We start from the raw sequence: 21,946 nt of genomic DNA on the forward strand, positions 1-21,946 counted from the left end.
ACATTGTCCGAGCCGCTGCTTTATTCAGGCTCGTAGGTTCATCTGGTGATACAGACGGTTCACTCATAAAGCGGTGAACAACGCTTCATACGACTTCAGGTCGCACGGACAGAAATGAATTAGAGTTCAAACTCTACTAAAGAGATATGGATAGCAGCATTTAGAAGTAGCCAATTAACTCAGCTACTGCGCAGATACAAAAAAACACCACAATTTAACCAAAAAGAGTAAAACATCTTCATTAACTACTGAATAAAGATAGAGCTAAAATGAAAAAGGATAATTCTATTAAATTCATAAAAATATTCTCTATAATATTTTTAAGCTATGGTTTTTTTATTTCTTCGTTCGATAATAATGACTGGATATGGCAGGCTGTAGTGGTACATTAAATTTGGCCACCTACTCAGAGGTGATATCATCACCTCATAACATGGATAGGTGACATTATGACAAAGCGTACAAGACGATTATTTAGTGCTGAATTTAAGCTTGAAGCAGCACAATTAGTTCTAGAACAAAATTACTCAGTAACAGAAGCAGCCCAAGCAATGAATGTGGGTAAATCTACTATGGATAAGTGGGTTCGACAGCTTAAAGAGGAGCGCCAAGGAAAAGCTCCAAAAGCATCGCCAATGACGCCTGAACAAATTGAAATACGAGAATTAAAAAAGAAGTTAGCGACACTTGAAGAGCATAATGAAATATTAAAAAAAGCCACCGCTCTCTTGATGTCAGACTCATTGAACAATTCTCGTTAATCGAGAAAATCAAGAAGAGCCACAGCATAACAACGTTATGCAAAGTATTAGGTGTTCATCGCAGTAGCTATAAATATTGGCAGAGACGGCCAAAGTTTATTTCTATTGAATTGATTAAACTTCGTTGTTTAATCAAAGAGGTACATGCAGCTAGCGATGGTTCTGCTGGGGCTAGAAGTATTGCAGGTATGGTTAAGCCGATATCGTGCATCTAAGCTAATGAAAGGCCTTAATCTTGTTAGTTGCCAATCGCCGAAACATCGATACCGTAAAGTAAAACAGGAACATATTGCGATTCCTAATCACCTTGATCGTCAATTTGCGGTTACATCACCAAATCAAGTTTGGGTCGGTGATGTGACCTATGTTTGGACTGGAAATCGTTGGATGTATCTTGCTGTAGTTATCGATCTATTTTCGAGAAAACCTGTTGGTTGGGCGATGTCTCTATCGCCTGATAGTCGATTAACAGGTAAAGCACTTCTGATGGCTTATGAATCACGACATAAACCTAAAGAGGTTATGTTCCACAGCGATCAAGGTAGTCATTATACAAGTCGCTACTATCGACAATTATTATGGCGATGCCAGATTAAACAAAGTTTATCTCGTCGGGGAAATTGTTGGGATAACGCACCAATGGAACGTTTCTTTAGAAGTTTAAAAACAGAATGGGTTCCAAATGTTGGCTATCGTAGTTTTGCTGAAGCAAAACATGAAATCACTCGATATATTATTGGCTATTACAGCCAATTAAGGCCTCACCAATATAATGGTGGATTAACCCCTAATGAATCTGAACGATTATATTGGTTAACCTCTAAAACTGTGGCCAGTATTTATTGACCACTTCATAAAGGCTTATTTCAACCAATAGTTTATTCAAATATGATGGCTGCTTATGGATTTGATCATGTCAGTGGTATGTTTAAAGTTTATGAAAATCAAGATAACTTAATATCAACAGATAAAATTCTAACTGAAAAAAACATTAAAGATTATATCGTTTTTAATCCATTTGCATCATCTAAGAAAAGGTGTATAACGGTAGAAAAAAGTAAAGAAATAATTAACGAGTTAAAAACAAAAAACCTAATATGTGTTTTTATAGTTCCCGATTATATTAAAAACAAAAAAAATGGACACATGCATTAGGCCATAACTGTCATATTTTAACTGTTTCATCAATACAAGATTCTATCTGTCTTATAAAAAGATCTAATGGTGTTATATCTGTTGATACTGCTCTTGTTCATATATCTACAGCATATAATAAACCAATAATAGGTTTATATTCACAGTCTGAACTTCATACTAAAAACTGGAAACCAAACAGTGATAAAAAGCATAGTGCATTGATGAATGATTCTGCACAATATATTGTTGATTTAACAGTTTTAAAATGATTAAAATCATTATCTTAACGCACGACTTTAATTGATGGTAATGAACGTAGTTATACAGATAAAGACCGCCTCGATAGAGACGGTCACCTAGGGTTAATTTTTTATTGGTCTTAATTTGTACTAAAAAATTCAAACATGGATACATTACAGCTATAATATATATACACTACATTATAGAATAAATTTAAATATCTGTTTGTTTTGTACTTTTACCTTATACAATGCTATTAATAAATAAGATGATATCAATGACAACGCAAAACAAAATAGTGTCATAACAAATTTATTAAATGTTGTGACTTCATTTAAAACAATGAACCAAAATGGATGAATAAAATATATTGATGATGATATTAAAGCTAAATTACCATTATTACTTAATCTTGCTAATTTAGGATTAATAAATAGTAAGAATAAAGCTGGGCATATTAAAATCAAAGATAAATAATTATCAAATCCACCATTTTCTTGTGGATTATTGTAGTTATACCAGCTCTCACCTAATAATAACCCCAAGCCTAAAATGGATATTGAAATCAAAACAGGTAAACTTAATTTAACCAATGACTTACTATTTTTTATAAAGTAACCAATATAGAAAAAAGGAAATCCTAAAAATAAAAAGTTACGATGTATAAATGTATAATTTACAAATTTATCGAGTATTGGTTTTGAGAAAACATGATAGCTTGCTAAATATTGAATCAACACTCCAATAATAAATAAAGTAAATGTCATGATGATTCCTAATTTAACTTTATCTCTGAATATAAAAGTCAATATTCCTGCACCAATCATTCCTGGTAGATACCACAATTGATGATATCCAATAATAAAGTTAATAATATTTTTGATCATCGAAGTGAAAGTAAATGGTTGAAAAATGAACCATTCATAACAATATAATATCATCCAAAATACATATAGTAAAAATACTCGATAAAGCCATTTTTTAATTTATATGTATTATTCACAGTAGTGAAATAATATCCATTAATAATAAAAAAGATAGGTACTGCTATTCTGAATATCCCGTTGGTTGTCAAAAAACAATCTAACGGACTAAACGTAGAAAGGATGTCTCCATGCAAACCAACACCATAAATGCTAGTAATATTTTAAAAAGATCTAATGTTATATTTCTATTTTTCAAATGCTAAACCAACCCATAATAATACCCCGAGAGTATAACGCTTGAAGATTAAATCTCGTAAACATATTTTTGTTATTTACGTGAAATATATTCTTGCTAGTTATATATCTACTTTGAAAATTTAAATATTGATATTTAATTTAACAACCTGTTCCAAATTTGAAATCACTATTTAACGTTCATATCAATTACGAAATAGTCTACAAGAGAAAAACATTACTATCACGAATACATAGAAGTAAAAAATTGGCGTTATAAATTTAATATGGATATTATGGCTTTTATATTCATAATTGTTTATTATCGAATAATTAAATAATATTTTCTTGTGAATATCATGATAAATCCTTTATATAATTTAATTTGGGTAATATTAATTATTATTAGTTCAGGTTTTTTGTTTAGTTCAAAATATTTTGATTTTTTAGATAAAAAAAATAACTATAATAGAGAGTCAAATATTGATGGTATACGATTTTTATTAGCTTCTTTTGTTGCTATGCACCATTTTATTTTTAGCTATAACTATTTTTCAGGTAAGGGATGGAGTATATCTAAACACAATATTTTTAATGATTACCTTGGTGTATTTTCTGTATGTGTGTTTTTCTTAATTTCTGGATATTTATTTGTTTCATGCTGCAACAACAATGATATAAAATGGAAAAGTTTCTATATAAAAAGATTTACTAGAATATTCCCTATGATAACATTTCAATCCTTAGTTTGTATTGCAATATTATTAATATTAACAAAACAAACAATTAATCAGATAATAGATATAGATAATATTTATTCTATTTTTTATTGGCTCAATGGTGGTATATCAGCATTACGACCAGATATATTTGGTATTCATCAATCTTGGGTCACTATGGGTGGTGTTATATGGACTCTTCAATGGGAGTGGATGTTATATTTTTCACTACCTTTTATTTGTGTATTAATGGGAAAAACAAATAAATACAACATCCTACTTGCATCACTGTTCTTGTTTTTTTATGTTTTTCAAAATTATAATTACTCATCAAAATCATTTATTTCACTATTTATTTCCATTTTTACAATCAGTTTTCTTCTACCATTTTTAATGTCTCTTTTTAATATCAAAAAGTATAACACTGTAACATTAACTTTAATTATATTATTAATTTTATCTTCTTATTTTAGTCATTATATTTACAAAGACTCTGTGATATGTGCCTCTTTTATTGTTGGCGCATTATGTAATCAATATAAATCATTTTTCAGACCTTTAATTTCAAAAATACCAAGTTTTATTTTAAACATTCTACTCATAATTTCATTCCTTATTCCTTTTGTTATTTTTCATAAAAAAAGCTATCTATCTTTTAGTTTTGTTTTTTCATGTTCAGTTTTCTTTATTATTTTACTATCCGGTGCAAGTTTGTTTAATTTCCTTAATTTAAAAGGTGTTATTAGATTAGGAAATGCTAGTTTTAGTTTATATTTACTTCACTCTATTGGTTGGTTCATTATAAATAAGACATTACTTCATTTTAATATACTTCATATCTCATATATCTTTTATTTTTGTAGCACTCTAATGTGGTTCTTTATTTGTTACTTATCACTATTAACCTTTAATAAAATAGAAATACCATGGATAGGATATGGACAAGCTTTAGGAAGATCTCTTTGATCAAATGTAGAACAGCCTGTTGGCTCGGCATCGATGACCATTCATCAGTTTGGTACTGTCTATTATCTAATTTTTGTAATGTCATTCCTGACGCTGGGCCATCACACACAACCCGCACTGCACCTTTTCGTATGGTAAATAACGTTGGGCCAATCACATAAGCAATTGCTGAAGGGTCATGGACATGACAGCTAGTGTCGTTACTGTAATAGTTGTAGATAATTTACGACATGAGTACACTTTCTTTTTAAGCTACAGTTAGTTATATTTCGATATCAACGGAAATAAATACTACAATAAAGGCCGCTTTTACGATGACAACTCATTCAATAGACATTAACCATATTGCAAAATCACTCAAAGAACTTGGTCATCCAACCCGTTTAGCTATCTTTAAACGCGTAATAAAAGCAGGTCGTCAGGGTATTGCTGTTGGTGATATTCAGCTACAACTTGCGATCCCAGGCTCTACTCTATCGCACCATATTTCTAGCCTTGCTTCGGCTGGATTACTAATTCAACGCCGTGAAGGACGAACTCTTTTTTGCGTTGCCCAATACGATGCTTTAACCAATGTGATCAACTTTCTCCAAGATGAATGTTGTATTGATGAACAATAAAAAATAATATTCTTATTATTCAACATATTAAACAATATCAACTTTTCTAGCCTTAAATATTTCCATAAATATCGAATTATTCTTTTGACAAAGATCTTTCCCGAACTTATATTTCGATAATACTAGAAATACAAAGATAAATATTATGTTTACCATTACTTCAGAAATGATAATGAATACCCTTCATATGTTTGGTTTTCTTGCGCTAGAGCTAACTATACTTTTTCTTGCGATTAGTTATTTAGTTGGCGTGTTGCAGGTTTATATTCCACCAGCAAAAATTCAGGCGATCCTTAGTAGCAAAAATGGCAAAGGCTACTTTATTGCAGGATTACTTGGCGCTATCACTCCCTTTTGCTCATGTTCTACCATTCCATTTTTAAAAGGGTTGTTACGTGCTAAAGCCGGATTTGGCACCATGATGGTATTTTTGTTTGCAAGCCCACTGCTTAACCCGATTATTATTGGTTTATTTGCGGTGACCTTTGGCATAAAAGTGACGGTGTTTTATTTTGTGATCGCAATGGGTGTTTCTATTATTGCCGGTTATTTATTAGAAAAATTAGGCTTTGAAAAATACATTAAAGCCGAAGCTTATAGCGAGCTTAAACCATCATGTTGCGGATCCAGCTGTAATGCGACTCCACAACCGACCAATAAATGGCTTCAAATTTGGCAAACAACATGGACAGATTTTAAAAAAGTATTGCCCTATTTAATTGGCGGAATTGCATTAGGTTCGATGATTTATGGTTTTATGCCAACTGAATTTGTGGCGAAGGTTGCCAGTGAAAATAACCCATTTGCGATCCCTGTTGCGGCTATTATTGGTATTCCACTTTATATTCGTGCTGAGGCCGTAATTCCATTAAGTGCTGCACTAGCAGCTAAAGGTATGAGCCTAGGTGCGGTAATGGCATTGATTATTGGCAGTGCAGGTGCAAGTTTAACTGAAGTGATACTACTAAAATCTATCTTTAAGAATCAAATGATTATCGTTTTTTTAGCGGTTATTATTGGTATGGCTATCAGCGCAGGTTTTCTGTATCAATTGCTGTTTTAAAATAATCTTAAAAAATCCCTCACTCTTTTTGAATGAGGGATTTATTAGGTTAAACATTAATAATAATATTTATAAACAGCTATATTAGCTATCACTGGCAACAGTTCATCTTTTACTGGTAACTATACTGACCGTGACTACTAGAGAAGGTCCAGTGATTACCATTTGACCATTTTATACCCTGTACTTGAGTACACTGACCACCAGCATTGATAAAACCAGCCCCATAAAAACCACTGCGAGTTACACTACATAAATTAGCATCATTATCTGCAACTGCTTTTACTCGTTGACCTACTTGTTGTGGATTATTGAGCGATATCCATTCGAATTGATTAACAGCCGATACTAATGGCATCTCACCTTGACTATCTGTCACTGTAATTTCTGTACCACCTGTACATTGGAAATCACCGTTACCAAAGTTTTCAACATAACCGTGTACCGTTTGCTCAACACCATTAATGGTTAAAGGAAAACGACAAACATTAGGTCTTTCACTGCCTACGCTTAAGGTCGCTAGTAAGGTGCGATCTCGAACTGATAATGTTGCAGGATCAAACCCTTCAGTATGTGCAAACCAACCAGCTGGTATTGAAGACTCCAGTACTTTATAGCCATGCTCTTGACCAATAATTACCGGTTCTCTTAGATCAGCAACTGCCGGATTACGTGGTGTTGTAACAGTATCGAGCACTGATTCAGTTCCAGAAATTGATGCACATTCGATACTAATACGCGCAGGGTGATTATCTGCAGGTAAATTAAGGTGCAATTTATTACTTTCACTGCTGTTGTAGCGAAAACCACTTAACGCAATATTTGTAATATCGCCATTTTCACCTTCAACGATCAACTGGCACTGCTTTTGTGAAGTTAAACTATATTGCTTAATACCACCTTGGTGAGTTGCATACGCCCAATTAGCACCGTTAATATGTTTAACATTGGCAATTTGCACACACTTATCATTTTCAATAAATCCAGCACCATCATTTGATGTGCCTGGTTTATCCAATGAACACAATGTCTTTTCACCTAATTCAACTGTTGGCGTATAAGTAACATTACCCAGTTTATCACCTTTAGATGCTAGCAATTGGTAATCATTAACGCTAGAAACAGGTACTTCACGTTGATTGTTAACCGACCAGAACATATCAGATGATACTCGACACATTGCTGTTGTCGTGTCTTCATAACCCACAAAATTGGCTATTTCACCATTCGTGTTGGTGTAGCTAAACTGACATAACGGCAGCCATTGATTGTCTATTTTAATTTGTTGCCATTGTGTTAGCTCTCGATCTGTATCATTAAGATCGGTGATCGCAACCCAACCCTCACGTTGAGGAGCTATTGTACTTGGCGCTGGTAGATCAAATAAATTACCGTAATTTGAGTAGGTTAATGGGTATATCTGGCTCGAATTTGTTTCAGTTGGATCATAAATTCCAAGTACAGTGATCACTGGCACGCCTTGCTGTGTAGGCACTGCAAAACCTGTATCTGATTCAACATAACGTTGGCTAGTTTGATCCCATTTAACAAAACCTGTTGAGCTATTCATATCAAGATTATTAGAGCGATTAAACCAATCTTGAGTTACACGAGTTGCCATTGGGTGCTCTAGGGTATAATTGCTAATTAAACCTGTTAACGCAACTTCACCGTCAGCCATTGCTTCACGCATAAAACGGAATTCATTTGCAAATGGTGGTACACTTTCACCACTATTATTATTAGTCATGGTAATTGCTGCATCAGACCAATGAATGTTACCAATGAAACGCTTATAACGCGCATCCCAGCCCCAGCCAGATTCCATATCATGAAGAGACGCATTTTTCGGGTGATGGCCACGACCAAAATTATGCCCTAGTTCATGCGACCATTCGTTACCACGAGTACCACTTAACGTTACTATGCCACCACCACCACTTAAACCGTGGTTAACAACAGTAGACGTAATAACACCACTTTCTTTATCTTTAACTAAATAACGACCACGATTATTATGTGCTGTGATATGGCTAAATGGGCGCGGCCAACTTGCATCCCCTCCAGCAGTATCAACGACACCAAAGTTAGCATTATTAATACCAATAGAAATTAATCGCTTACCGATATATTCACGCATATCACCTTCGTAAATTCCAGGTGTTGCATATTCACTGGCTTTAGTATAAACCTTACCGTTTGGCAATGTCACTTTACGCAAATGCAACGGGGTATAATCAGCCACAACCATTTTAGAAACTGGTATTTTTTGGAAGTAATCAGTGGCTAACTGCTCCATGTTATTAATCATGTCATATTGATTACGAGGTTCAACTAGCATACCAATATCAATATTTTGAATAACAAGCTCTGGCGCACCACCAAAGGCCAACAGATCTTGAGTTATTTCACCTTCGCGATCACGATTATCGCTAAATTTTAGAGATAAACCAGGCTTCATCCACTCCCAGTTTAACGGCAAACTCCATGCATAGTGAGAGAAAATTACTTTACTTTTACCGTTATCGAGCTGATCAGTATCAGGTAATGCACTTGGTGGATTCATCAAGAAACGTCCCATGCTCACACCATCTAACTCAACATCAACCCATAGCTGATTTACATTTCTTAATTTAGGCGTAACAAGCAATAAACTCTCACGATTCATCACTAAATTAGGATGTTTAACCTCATCATTACCATAAGGGGCGACGCTAGTATGTGTTTGTGCTAGTGCCACATTGGCTTTTAAGTTACCGACTAAATGATTAACAGCTTGACGACTATCGTTATAACTTAAACGTGAAGATAACGTATTAAAAGAAAGGCTTTTTTCATCACATCCAAGTTGATTACACTCGACCAACTTGACATCATATTGTGTATTTGGCTCAAGATCTGCGATATAAAAACCCGAGTTCTTCGCTGAGTAATTATAAGTAATTGAAGATTCGCCTTCTCGGTATGCCGTTAATTCAATTTTGTAGCTATTACCGACTGCCGTATCATTCCAAACCAGTTCAACACCAATATCTGACACAGATCCGGTCTTAAACTCTGAAATAATAGGCATAGATAAATCACCACAATCAGACGTTACTGTTCGCTGTACTAATTCACTTTCCCAAATGTAACTACCATCATCATGTTGAGAACCACGTGCTGCCGGAATATATTCTACAAAGCACCCAGTATCATCAGAATTCATGATACCAAATTGGCGATGAAGTAAATAAAAACCGCCGTTATATGCAACATATTCCCACTCTGGACCGACAAATGGAAAAGCGGTGCTGTATTCACCATTGGTATCATTTAAAGGAAACATCGGTGATTGTTCATGATTCAATCGATATTCTTTACCTTTATATTGCAAATATTGTTGACCATCACGCTCAATAACATTGCTTGGTTGTTGAGCTAATGCTTGCATATTATTGAGTATATCAAAGGTATTTGTTGCTATATCAGTCAATGAATTATCTGTTGCCAAAGCACCAGTACTGAACAAACTTCCACCAATAAGTACAGCTAACAATTTAATTTTCATTACGTAACTCCTACGCATCAAGGTGGGCACTATATTGCTACCAATAAGATATATTACACCTCACAAACATACAATTAAAAATTATATCAACCATTAAAATTAGTTATTTACAAAGCACTAAAAAGCCATTGACGCAATCGTTTGCTTTAATTACATTACGCGCTGATTTTATCTTTCATTATTCAAAGGTTCTCAATGTCTTTACTTAAACGTTTTTTTTTACTTTGCTGTCTTTTTTTATCCTCGGTGAGCATTGCATCAACACCAGTCTCTGCACCAATATTGATTCAGGGCGCGATGGATATTGAAACCACTACCCTTGTTAATGCGCTTAAAAACACATCACAAACAAAAGTAGGTTCATGGACTTTTTGGCAAGGTACGATTAACGATTACCCTGTTATTATCTCTCGAACAGAAGTGGGTATTGCTAATGCAGCAGCAGCAACGACCGTTGCCATTGAGCGCTTTAAGCCAGCATTAATTATTAATCAGGGAACATCTGGTGGGCATGATCCACAGTTACAACGTGGTGATATCGTGATTGGTAAAACCAGTTTTAATATGGGTGCATATAAATCAGAATTTACTGAAAAAGGCCAAGGGATTGATCCAACCAAATGGCAGAATTTTAGCGTTACTATGCGGTTACGTGATCAAGGTAAATTAGTCGAACATAATGCTTTCTATGCCGATCAAGGTTTAATCAATATCGCCCAATCAATGGCAAGCACTTATAAAAAAGGCAAGGTTGTGACAGGTATTATCGGTACGGCTGATGAATGGAACCGCGAAGTTGATCGTATTAATTGGCTACATAGCAATTTCAATACTGCGGTTGAAGAAATGGAAACCTCATCAGCGGCATTAGTGGCACAAGCTTATAAAGTGCCTTTTATTGGCATTCGTATATTGTCTAATACTGATCTGCATAATCAAGATTTTGATCCTCAAACAGCTGTCGATTGTCAGCAATTTGTACTTGATTACACAAAAAAAGTTATCATGATACGTAATTAAAAAGCATCAAAAATAGCAAGGGTGTTATCAGCGCCCTTGTCATTCGATAACGACGTATTTTGTCGCTATAATAGCACCTTATCCACCAGCAATAGACGACTCTATAATGGCAAAATCAAAAGCAATTGTTCGTATCGACTCATACGGTATTTACTCAACATGGGATTCTGAATCAAAAAAATTACCCAAAGTGCAGCAGTTCACGCTCGATGTACCTGCTGAAATTGATATTGAGTTTGGTTTTACCGTTAATATCAAAAAAGCCAAAGGTGAAAAGATCCGTTACTGTATTTACCACCCTGAGATTACCGATGCTGATGGCGAGATTATGGCACCATTTGATGGTGAATTATATATTCGCAATAACGATTGGGATTTCTATCTCGGCGATACTATTTGGGCACCGATTGATAATAAAATTGGGCCGTGGCGAATGACACTAGAAATAAACAATACCATCATCGCAGAGAAAACCTTTAACGTGTATAGCCACGATGAAAACCAATTTTGGAAGCGTCGCGGCTGCTAGTCACTAGCATAAAAAACACAATTCGATTAGACTGCAGCAACCACCACCAGTTAATTATTTTATAGGATATAAATCATGGGTCTGTTTAACGCTATTTTAGGTAATGCGGGTGAAATGAGTCTTGACGATGCTACAGAAGAGTTAGCAACGATTTTAGGCGAAGGTGAACAGATTGAATTAGCTTATAAATTAATTCGCGATATGATCATTCTAACCGATCGCCGTTTAATTTTAATTAATAAGCAAGGGTTAACCGGCCGTAAAGTGGAATACCGCTCTTTACCTTATAAATCAATTACAATGTACACGGTTGAAACAACAGGTCACTTTGATCTCGATGCTGAATTAAAACTGTGGATCTCAGGTCAGCATGATCCAATTGCACTTGAATTTAACGGTTCAACAAATATCTATGCATTACAAGGCTTACTTGCAGCAAAAATTGCGGGTAAGTAACCATATTGTCTAACAAATAAAAAAGGTTCGCCAAATAGCGAACCTTTTGCAATTATGCTATTAAATCAAAACAATCACTGAGTAACGGCGATCAATGCATCTGCGAGATAATCAATCTGCTGCTCTTGTAGACCAGCAATATTAACGCGTCCATCACCGACCGCATAAATAGCGAACTCATCACGTAAACGCATAATTTGCTCAGGCGATAACCCTGTCATTGAGAACATGCCTTTATGATCAGCAATAAACGTAAATTGATCGCAACCTTTGGCTGTTAATGTTTGTACTAAGTGCTGACGTAACCCAATAATACGCTGTTGCATCATCGTCAATTCTTGTTTCCAGACCACTGTTAGCGCACTGTCCGTCAAAATATCAGCAACAAGCGCAGCACCATGATCCGGCGGCATGGTATAACTTGCACGAGCAAGTGTCAGAATACGTCCTTTAGCTTTTTGAGCATCGCTAATATTACCGCCGACTAACAATGCTGCGCCCGTACGTTCACGGTATAAACCAAAGTTCTTTGAACATGATGTCGCAATCATCATTTCTTCTATATTGTCAGCCATGAACTTCAAGCCAGCGCCATCTTGCTCTAAGCTATCACCAAAACCAAGGTATGCCATATCAACAAACGGCAAAAAACCATTTTTATTAGCGAGCGCTGTGATCGCTTGCCAATCTTCAAGGCTAATATCAGCACCAGTAGGGTTATGACAACAACCATGTAACAATACTACGTCATTACTGCCAGCCTGTGCTAATGCCGATAGCATGGCATCAGTATTTACTTGTTTAGTAACACGATCAAAGTAGGGATAAAATTTGACCTTGAGCCCAGCAGCTTCCATAACTGGTTTATGGTTAACATAACTTGGATCGGTCAGCCAAACAGTAGTATTAGCATTAGCCACATGAAGTAGATCTGCTAGCATACGCAATGCACCACTAGCACCTGGTGTTTGAACACCCACAGTACGGCTATGTGCTGATGTATTAGCAAGCAATAAATCAATCATTGCTTGGTTAAACACTTCGCTTCCCGCAAGCCCCACATAAGATTTAGTAGTTTGGGTTTGCAATAAGCGGTTTTCGGCCTGTGAGATTGCCGTCATGATCGGGGTTTGACCATGGTTATTACGATAAACGCCAATGCCAAGATCCATCTTATTTTCGCGCTGATCAGCATTATAAATAAGTGATAATGATAAAATAGGATCTGGTTGTGCCGCTGAGAGTTGTGTGAACATTAATTAAATTCCATTTAACAAGCATGAATTCAAATTAGCATTTCAATTTCATGCCGTCATTAGAAATAATCACCTAATACACATTTATTATAAAGAGACAAGATGGATTAATTGATTAAGTTAAACTTCATAACTTAATCAATTATTAATGGGTGGTATTACCAAATGGTTTCATCATCAGGTAAGTTTAGTAATGCTTTTAATGATGGTGCTTTTTCCAATAAAGAATACAAACGCTCACTGTGTTCTTCTAGTAATTGGCATGCCAGCTCAACATTACGGGCTAATACCGCTTTCATCAACGCTTCATGTTCACCGTTATCATGATATTGCTTTTCTGGTGATAAGCGTGCGTTGAGTAAAAAATGGCGATAACGTTCTTGCTGATCGTAAACATGCGAAATCATACCTCGAATAAACTCTGATCCTTCACACGCTACTAACGATAAATGAAACTCTTTATGGCGTAATTCCCATTCATCATAATCAAACAAGGCTGATTCAGGATCTAAGCGATTGAGCTTATGAAAAGCAGTTAAAATCTGTAACTCCCAAGCCTCATCACCTTTTTTAATCGCATCTTTTAACGCAACGTGTCCTAGTGCCAAACGAGCTTTTAAAATCCCTCGTAGCTCATCAAGGGATACATCTGCAACCCAAAACCCTTTTTGTGGTTTCATAGTGACATACTTTTGCCACGATAATTGCACCATCGCTTCTCGTAACGGTGTTCCACCAACTTGATAACGCTCTTTTAATTCACTTAAAAGCAGTTTCTGTCCAGCTTCAAACTCACCACATAAGATATCGTGCCTGATTTGGCACATTATTCTATCGCTTATGGTTGCAAAGTTATTTTTAGTCATACCAACCATCTAGTCTTTCATCAGATTAAATATAAAACTTGTCTCACTAACAATCATCACAGACAATTAACCAAATTTCATTACTCTCACACACCCAAAACTGCATTATTTATGAATAATTGCACTTTATTTTAATGCTGCTAAAATGGGTAACTATTCACAACAACAAATGCGTACTCATGTTTTTGTTGTTAACTTAAATTATGTGTTATCTACAATAATGCATTTTTTATACGAATAATGACTATTTATAGCTCATCGATTACTTATAAAATTAAAAATCAATAAGTTAAATAAGTCACACTAATAATATAGAACCCCTTACTGACATTTAAATATACCATAAACATATACAAATTTAATAAAGGTTATATTTTTAACCATTATATTTAGAAAAACTACTTCTTATGCTGTTTTATGAGCAATGTAGCGATATTTATACTAAATAAAAAATATAATATTAGACATTAATGCCTAACTGACCTTTTATTGTCATGACTAATCGTATTTATTCTATTGTTTGCGTATTTATCATTAATCTCATAATGTTTAATTGGCATAATCAACACAGTGTATTCAGTTTTTCTATCATTCTATGGTCGTTAGTCCCTCTTTTTGGTTTACATTATGTTATTAAACACTATGAAGTTTTCCATAATAAAGCACTTACCGTCATCAAATCATATTCTGCTTGGGTATTATTCTTTGCTTGGATAACGTGTATATGTTTTTCTATAACAATGCCTTACGCTGTAAATGTGATTAGTGAAACCAGTGACCATTATATTTCACTGTATCTCTTATCGCCTGCCGTTAGTTTATTCGTCGCCAGTATTGCTGCGTTTATCGCCAGCTTAATAACCATCATTGTTGCTCGACTAGTGCGTTAATCACCATCCTATACAATATGCATATTGCTTAGTATTTGTTTCCTCTAAATATACAACTATCACCAAAACGACAATTGCTTAAAAATGCAAATTAAACTATCAGAATTTGGCAGCTAAATTCGCTTCCCAAAACTAAAATCGATCATTACTATAAAATCGATTTTTACGGACAGACAGTTTAAATATCGATATTTTTAATATTTATAGAGTATCGTTTTTTAAGTCTTTACTGCTTAACTGATAGATTTTGAGGTCTACAATGGCAAGCTCCAATTCTTCACCCGCTAAAATTGGCGTATTTAGTTTCGTCATGATTACCGCTGCGGTTGTTATGAGTGTTCGTACACTCCCTATGACAGCGCAGCCAGGAATGATGACGATATTCTTGACGCTAGCAGCAGCAATTTGTTTCATGATTCCAACGGCACTTGTTTCGGCAGAACTAGCAACAGCTTGGCCTGAAGATGGTGGTATCTTTATCTGGGTTCGTGAAGCATTTGGCGAGCGCATGGGTTTCGTTGCTGTATGGATGCAATGGATTCAAATGGTATTCGGCATGACATCTATCTTGATGATTGTCGGTGCAATTTTTGCTTATGCTTTTGATCCTGCATTAGCACAAAACAAGATGTACATTCTTGCCGTAATCTTAGTGGTTTACTGGGCATGTACGCTAGGTAATATGCGTGGTGTTAAAACACTGGGTTGGGTATCTACTCTTTGTGTAATCTTGGGTGTATTTTTACCATTCTTTGTACTTGTAGCATGTGCGATTGCCTACCTTGTTGGTGGTCACCCAATTGTTACTGACCTTTCATTTACTACAGCTAACCTTATTCCTGATTTTTCAGACAAAGGTACTTGGGCACTGTTTATCGGCTTCGTATTCGTAGTAATGGGTATGGAAGTATCAGCATCTAACGTATCTCACGTTAAAAATGCCGAGCGTAACTATCCTATTGCAGTGTTCTTAGTTGCATTATTTGTAGTTATTGTGTCTGTTGTTGGTTCATTTGCTATCTTCATTGGTATTCCAACTAAACATATTTCAATGACAGCAGGTCTTATCCAAGCATTCCAGACTTACTTCAAGATGTGGGGTCTAGGTTGGTTAACACCTATCATGGCAATTTGTATGGCTATCGGTCTTGCAGGTCAGGTGAACTCATGGGTTCTTGGTCCTGTTCGTGGTCTACAAGCAACAGCTAACGCTGGCGCACTACCTAAGGTTCTACAAAAAACCAACAAACAAGGCGTGCCGGTTAACCTTATTTACCTTCAAGCTATCCTAATCTCAATTGTGGGTGTGCTTATCTGTGTAATGCCTAACGTAGACTCTTTCTACTTTATGCTTCTAGGTTTAACGTCTTTAGTTTACATCGTTGCTTACTTATTGATGTTCTCTGCAGCTATTTACCTTCGCTACAAACGTCCTGATATCAAGCGTAGCTTTACTGTTCCTGGTGGCAACATCGGTATGTGGATCTGCTCTGGCTTAGGTATCGCAACATGTCTACTAGCGGGTTACTTTGGTTTTCAAGCACCATCAAGCTACGTCGGTACTGCAAGCAGTTACTTCAACTTCCAGTTCTTCGGCTTAGTTATCATGGTGATTATTCCAATTATCGTATACGCATGGGGTAAACGCTCAAACAAAGCAGAATTAGCTAAAGTTGCAGCGAAAACACATTAATAGTCAATAACCTCCTTAACGTTTATCAACGCTATCGCAGGTAACAGAGAGAAAGCCATTAAATAAAATTAATGATTTATCAGTAATGGCTTTCCTCTCTTATAACAATCGATTTAGCGGTCTCAGACCAAAAATTATTAAATAACTACTAAAAACAATATATTCATAACGACTTAAAAACCGTCTTTTGAATTGCGTTTGTTAATAAGTAAATAGGTTTTATTATGAGCGACAAAATGAACGTAGATGCCCTATTCTTAGGTCCAAAATCAGAAAACCAAGTATTCTTCAAAGAAATGATAGATTACGCTGTTAGTGAACATATGCACTGGCGTTCTGATTTCCACCCTGAAGATGCGCCATTAATGACGCCTGTTACTCAACATCAACCTGATTTCCGCGATACGCTTTACCGTACTGAAGGTATTCTGCAAGATCTATCAGCACGCCTTAAAACAAAGTCAGTGCCTTGGTTCTCTCCTCGTTACCTTGGCCACATGAATGCTGATACATTAATGGTGTCAAACCTTGCATACGTGATGACCATGCTTTACAACCCAAATAACTGTGCGCACGAAGCTTCTCCTGTGACTACAGAACTTGAGTTGGCTGCAGGTCATGACCTATGCCGCATGTTTGGCTACGATGTAAACAAATCATGGGCACATATCACTTCAGGCGGTACTGTTGCGAACTACGAAGGTGTTTGGGTTGCACGTAACCTTAAAACAATGCCACTAGCAATTGCTGCTTGTGAGAAATCAAAAGATCTTGTTGAAGGTATGACTGAACACCAGTTACTGAATATGAAATCTAAAGAGATTCTTGATTTAACAGATGAATTGAAAAAACGCGGTATTTTTGAAGAAGTACGTGCATTAACTGCACGTGGTGTCGGGGTTGATGCAGGTAAACTAGGTAAGTTCTTAGTGCCTCGTTCTAAGCACTATTCATGGATGAAAGCAATGGACGTACTTGGCCTAGGTCAAGAGCACATTGTTCCACTAGACGTTGACGGAAATTACCGTACAGACGTTGAAAAAATGCGTGAAGTAACGTTCAAACTAATGGAAGAAGGCACACCAATTCTTGGTATGGTATCTGTAGTAGGTACCACTGAAGAAGGTTCTATTGATGCTGTTCATGAAGTGATCAAACTTCGTCAAGAGTGTGAAGAGAAATACGGCGCATCTTTCTATGTTCACGTTGATGCTGCATATGGTGGTTACGTACGTTCAATGTTCCTTGATGATGATAACCAATTCATGGAATACGATGCACTGATCGAACGTTATCGTAACGATGATGTGATCCCTGAAGGTGTTGTATGGCCAAAACGTGCAGTATACGATGCGTTTGCGGCAATGTCTGAAGCAGATTCAATTACTGTCGATCCACATAAGGTTGGTTTCATTCAATATGCAGCGGGTGCTGTTGCAATGAAAGATAAGCGTATTGTTGACTTGATTTCTTACCACGCAGCTTATGTATTTGAAGAAGCGGGTGATGATAATGAAGAAGATAAGCAAGTAGTACTTGGTTCTTCTATCATGGAAGGCTCAAAAGCTGGTGCAACAGCGGCTGCAGTTTGGGCTGCACACCGTCTAGTACCACTAAACGTAAGTGGCTACGGTCATGTTATTGGCCGTGGTATTGTAACTGCTGATTGGTTTGCGAAAAAACTAGCAACTGCTGAACCATTCGTGGTTGATGGTCGTCGTTTTGAGGTTCGTCCTCTTATGCACCCTGACTTCCACATGGTTGACTTTACGTTCAAAGAAATCGGTAACGATAGCTTAGAAGCGCATAACAAACTAAACCAACGCATTTACGAACTATGCTCTTACGCAACAGGTCGTACTTACACTAAAGACTTCCTAACCTCTTCTACTTCTCTATCAGAAGAAGAATACGGTCAAACTCCACGCATCTATGCAGAAAGCCGTGGCTTTAGTGAAAATGAGTGGAACACTGTGGGTTCTGTTTATATTCTTCGTTCAGCGGTAATGACTCACTTCCTACGTGATGAAATTCGCTTTAATAATTACTGGAATAACCTTCGTGATGTATTCACAAGCCTTCTAAGTGAAATTATTGATGAAGAAAATAAACAAAAATTAGCACATACTGCTGCTTAATAAGGAATACAGCGCCAGTCTATATGACTGGCGTTTTTTTATAACAATGAAACCAATTTATATTTTAATTAATTATCGTCGATTATTTATTATCGATGGTTAAGTTCTTATTACCTAATACCTTGGTAAATATTAGGTACTATTCACAGGACAATCGTCATGAATGTAAAGTCTATTGGCGCGACATTACTTATTTCAGGTACTATGTTAGGTGCTGGAATGCTTGCTTTACCCTTAATTTCCGCAGGGTTAGGCATTTATAACACTATTTTATTATTAACCGTTTTATGGGCAATAATGACCTATACCGGATTAATTCTATTAGAAGTTTGTCTTAATTATCCTGAAGGTACAGGCCTTGAAGCCATTGCTTATGATTTATTTGGCAAGCCTGGTAAATGGGTAATTAATATATCACTATTATTATTATTATATGCACTATCGTGTGCTTATATAGCAGGTGCTTCTTCTATATATAAAAATGATTTCACCGATTATTTTCATATATCGGTATCATCACATACCATTGCAATCATATTTACAATAATCATTGCTACCATTGTATTTATCAGCACTAAAGCGGTTGATATTGCCAATCGAGTATTATTTACCAGTAATATCGTTATTTTCTTTATTCTTGTTACTACGATTATCCCCTACCTTCATGGTCATTTTTTAGTCAACGATCATGATTCGGCAAAATATGCCTTTGCTGCAATCCCTGTATTTATTACTGCATTTGGTTTTCATGGCAGTGTTCCAAGTATGGTTAAATATATTGGCCGTGATAAACCTAAAACACTGCGTAATATTTTTGTAGCAGGCGGTTTACTTCCCCTCGTTGTTTATATTATTTGGGAAATTAGCATGTTGGGCTCGTTACCTCGATTTGGTAACCATAGTTTTCAATATGTTGCACAACACGGCTCAAGTGTTGGCGTTATGCTTCAACAAATGCAGATATTTATTCAAAATAACAACATTATTTACTTAATTGGTGCTTTCTCATCCATCGCGATGTTCACTTCCTATCTATGTGTTTCATTAGGGTTATTTGATTCATTGGCAAGCACCTTTAAACGTGGTAATAATACCATAGACAGATTAATGACTGCTGTACTTTGCTACTTGCCACCTTTGGTTTTCACGCTTGTGTATCCTAATGGCTTTGTTCCAGCTTTAGGTGCCGCAGCAATTTTCTTAACAATCCTAGCAATTCTGTTTCCTGTGCTTGCCCTTAGAAAACTTCGTGGTAAACAACATCAAATTGAATATAATGTAGCGACAAATAATATAGCGTTATTTGTTGTAGGATTTATTGGTCTACAAGTCATAATAAACCAGATACTGACATTGAATAATGCCGTACCTATTTTTAAATAAACGTAAATAAAATGATTATTGGAGAACACATGAATCATTTGAATTTAATTCAGGAGCTTAAAGATCGCGGTCTGATCGCTCAAATTACGGATGAAGAAGCTTTAAGCGAACGTTTAGCGAAGGGTCCGATTACATTATATTGCGGCTTTGATCCAACGGCAGATAGTTTACACCTAGGTCATCTGGTACCTCTACTTTGCCTTAAGCGCTTCCAAGAAGCGGGTCATAATCCAGTAGCCTTGGTTGGCGGCGCTACCGGTATGATTGGTGATCCAAGCTTTAAAGCGACTGAGCGTTCACTTAACACTTTAGATATTGTTGCAGACTGGGTTACTAAAATCCAACGTCAAGTTTCTCCTTTCCTTGATTTTGACAATGCAACAAACCCTGCTCGCATGGTAAACAACCATGACTGGTTTGGTAATATGGATGTTCTAACATTCTTACGTGATATTGGTAAGCACTTCTCTGTGAACCAAATGATCAGCAAAGAATCTGTTAAGCAACGTATTAATCGTGACGAAGTAGGTATCTCTTTTACTGAGTTCGCTTACAGCTTGCTACAGTCTTATGACTTTGCAAGCATGAACAAAGATATGGGTATGGAACTGCAAATCGGTGGTTCTGACCAGTGGGGTAACATCACTGCGGGTATCGACCTAACTCGTCGTATGAACCAACAGCAAGTATTCGGTATGACTGTACCGCTAATTACTAAGTCTGATGGTACTAAGTTTGGTAAAACTGAAGGCGGCGCTGTTTGGTTAGATCCAAGCAAAACTAGCCCATATAAGTTCTACCAATTCTGGATGAACACTGCAGATGCTGATGTATACCGTTTCCTACGTTTCTTTACTTTCCTTTCTGAAGAAGAAATTCAACAGATCGAAGAAGATGATCGTAACAGTGGTAAAGCACCTCAGGCACAACGTATTCTTGCAGAAAAAGCAACGGCACTAGTACACGGTGAAGAGCAATTAGCAGCAGCGCAGAACATTACTCGTTGCCTATTTGAAAATGACCTTGAGCACTTATCAGAGTCTGATTTTGCGCAACTAGCACAAGATGGCATGCCAACTGCACAAGCATCTGGTGAAGACGATCTTCAACAAGTTCTTGTTAACGCTGAGCTTGCAACATCTCGTAGCCAAGCGAAAACTCACATTTCGTCAAATGCAATCATGGTTAACGGCGAAAAAGTAAGTGATGCTTACTACGCTTTCCAAGATGCTGACAAACTGTTTGGGCGTTACACACTTATCCGCCGTGGTAAGAAAAACTACAGCCTTATCGTTTGGGGTTAATCCTTGACCGATAATTGTTATCTTGATTATAGATAACCGCTAAAACCACCGTTAGTTATACTAGCGGTGGTTTTTTATTTTCTATAACAAGCACATTGCAACATTATTTTTATCCACTCGCCTCTTTTGCACCTTGCACCTTGCACCTTGCACCTAAATCCTTTCCCATAAATACGGTACCGCTAACACAATTTG

General features: G+C 36.3%; 17 protein-coding genes and 2 pseudogenes. 14 read left to right on the forward strand and 5 right to left on the reverse strand.

From position 1 onward, the window contains the following. Positions 1-449 precede the first annotated feature (449 nt). The 3 genes and pseudogenes from BTN98_RS15585 to BTN98_RS20865 all read left to right on the forward strand — a co-directional run bounded on the left by BTN98_RS15585 (position 450) and on the right by BTN98_RS20865 (position 2,167). Positions 450-1,607 (forward strand): annotated as a pseudogene (locus BTN98_RS15585) (IS3 family transposase). A gap of 42 nt (positions 1,608-1,649) precedes the next feature. Next, positions 1,650-1,916 carry a glycosyltransferase family 9 protein gene (locus BTN98_RS15590; protein ID WP_060998470.1) on the forward strand — a complete coding sequence of 89 codons (267 nt, stop codon included), beginning with the start codon at positions 1,650-1,652 and terminating at the stop codon, positions 1,914-1,916. Positions 1,917-1,930: 14 nt separating this feature from the next. After that, the gene (locus BTN98_RS20865; RefSeq protein WP_082732166.1) at positions 1,931-2,167 is read left to right on the forward strand and encodes a glycosyltransferase family 9 protein; all 237 of its coding nucleotides are present in this window, start codon (positions 1,931-1,933) and stop codon (positions 2,165-2,167) included. A 171-nt stretch (positions 2,168-2,338) separates the two neighbouring features. On the opposite strand, the gene BTN98_RS15600 is transcribed toward BTN98_RS20865, so the two are convergent. Beyond that, positions 2,339-3,124 carry an acyltransferase family protein gene (locus tag BTN98_RS15600; RefSeq protein WP_328585762.1) on the reverse strand — a complete coding sequence of 262 codons (786 nt, stop codon included), beginning with the start codon at positions 3,122-3,124 and terminating at the stop codon, positions 2,339-2,341. 533 nt (positions 3,125-3,657) lie between these two features. Between BTN98_RS15600 and BTN98_RS15605 the strand changes: the two genes are divergently transcribed. Further along, complete coding sequence (locus tag BTN98_RS15605) at positions 3,658-4,983, forward strand: acyltransferase family protein (RefSeq protein WP_060998468.1); 1,326 nt, start codon at positions 3,658-3,660, stop codon at positions 4,981-4,983. Here the strand turns inward: BTN98_RS15605 and BTN98_RS20695 are convergent. Beyond that, positions 4,925-5,173 (reverse strand): annotated as a pseudogene (locus tag BTN98_RS20695) (hypothetical protein); the annotation flags it as partial. The gene BTN98_RS15605 and the pseudogene BTN98_RS20695 sit on opposite strands and share 59 nt — an antisense overlap. Positions 5,174-5,297: 124 nt before the next feature. On the opposite strand from BTN98_RS20695, the gene BTN98_RS15615 reads away from it, so the two are divergent. After that, the gene (locus tag BTN98_RS15615; protein WP_412779387.1) at positions 5,298-5,603 is read left to right on the forward strand and encodes an ArsR/SmtB family transcription factor; all 306 of its coding nucleotides are present in this window, start codon (positions 5,298-5,300) and stop codon (positions 5,601-5,603) included. Between the two features lie 145 nt (positions 5,604-5,748). Then, positions 5,749-6,666, forward strand: coding sequence for a permease (locus BTN98_RS15620; RefSeq protein WP_060998467.1), 918 nt, complete (start codon positions 5,749-5,751; stop codon positions 6,664-6,666). Positions 6,667-6,778: 112 nt separating this feature from the next. On the opposite strand, the gene BTN98_RS15625 is transcribed toward BTN98_RS15620, so the two are convergent. Next, positions 6,779-10,216, reverse strand: coding sequence for a M66 family metalloprotease (locus tag BTN98_RS15625; protein WP_060998466.1), 3,438 nt, complete (start codon positions 10,214-10,216; stop codon positions 6,779-6,781). 195 nt (positions 10,217-10,411) lie between these two features. Here BTN98_RS15625 and BTN98_RS15630 point away from each other — a divergent pair, with 195 nt between their 5' ends. The 3 genes from BTN98_RS15630 (at position 10,412) to BTN98_RS15640 (ending at position 12,221) form a co-directional block, all read left to right on the forward strand. Beyond that, positions 10,412-11,236 (forward strand): 5'-methylthioadenosine/S-adenosylhomocysteine nucleosidase, encoded by an 825-nt coding sequence (locus BTN98_RS15630; RefSeq protein WP_060998465.1) that lies wholly within the window; start codon positions 10,412-10,414, stop codon positions 11,234-11,236. A gap of 106 nt (positions 11,237-11,342) precedes the next feature. Further along, a complete protein-coding gene (locus tag BTN98_RS15635; protein ID WP_060998464.1) occupies positions 11,343-11,765 on the forward strand; it encodes a DUF3859 domain-containing protein in 423 nt (140 codons plus the stop codon). A 75-nt stretch (positions 11,766-11,840) separates the two neighbouring features. Next, positions 11,841-12,221, forward strand: coding sequence for a PH domain-containing protein (locus BTN98_RS15640; protein ID WP_060998463.1), 381 nt, complete (start codon positions 11,841-11,843; stop codon positions 12,219-12,221). Between the two features lie 74 nt (positions 12,222-12,295). Here the strand turns inward: BTN98_RS15640 and BTN98_RS15645 are convergent, their stop codons facing one another. After that, positions 12,296-13,477 carry an amino acid aminotransferase gene (locus tag BTN98_RS15645; RefSeq protein WP_060998462.1) on the reverse strand — a complete coding sequence of 394 codons (1,182 nt, stop codon included), beginning with the start codon at positions 13,475-13,477 and terminating at the stop codon, positions 12,296-12,298. A 158-nt stretch (positions 13,478-13,635) separates the two neighbouring features. Beyond that, positions 13,636-14,352 (reverse strand): GntR family transcriptional regulator, encoded by a 717-nt coding sequence (locus BTN98_RS15650; RefSeq protein WP_065190083.1) that lies wholly within the window; start codon positions 14,350-14,352, stop codon positions 13,636-13,638. 485 nt (positions 14,353-14,837) lie between these two features. On the opposite strand from BTN98_RS15650, the gene BTN98_RS20200 reads away from it, so the two are divergent. The 5 genes from BTN98_RS20200 (at position 14,838) to tyrS (ending at position 21,751) form a co-directional block, all read left to right on the forward strand. Further along, positions 14,838-15,233, forward strand: coding sequence for a hypothetical protein (locus BTN98_RS20200; protein ID WP_146107033.1), 396 nt, complete (start codon positions 14,838-14,840; stop codon positions 15,231-15,233). Between the two features lie 259 nt (positions 15,234-15,492). Further along, positions 15,493-16,926, forward strand: coding sequence for an APC family permease (locus tag BTN98_RS15655; protein ID WP_082732163.1), 1,434 nt, complete (start codon positions 15,493-15,495; stop codon positions 16,924-16,926). 224 nt (positions 16,927-17,150) lie between these two features. Next, positions 17,151-19,064 (forward strand): pyridoxal phosphate-dependent decarboxylase family protein, encoded by a 1,914-nt coding sequence (locus BTN98_RS15660; protein ID WP_060998460.1) that lies wholly within the window; start codon positions 17,151-17,153, stop codon positions 19,062-19,064. Between the two features lie 159 nt (positions 19,065-19,223). Next, a complete protein-coding gene (locus tag BTN98_RS15665) occupies positions 19,224-20,447 on the forward strand; it encodes an aromatic amino acid transporter (protein ID WP_060998459.1) in 1,224 nt (407 codons plus the stop codon). 29 nt (positions 20,448-20,476) lie between these two features. Continuing rightward, the gene (tyrS, locus tag BTN98_RS15670; protein ID WP_060998458.1) at positions 20,477-21,751 is read left to right on the forward strand and encodes a tyrosine--tRNA ligase; all 1,275 of its coding nucleotides are present in this window, start codon (positions 20,477-20,479) and stop codon (positions 21,749-21,751) included. The last annotated feature ends 195 nt before the right edge of the window (positions 21,752-21,946 follow it).

Origin of the sequence: Photobacterium aquimaris (genome assembly GCF_002954455.1) — a bacterium.
In the GTDB taxonomy this organism is placed as follows: Bacteria; Pseudomonadota; Gammaproteobacteria; order Enterobacterales; family Vibrionaceae; genus Photobacterium; species Photobacterium aquimaris.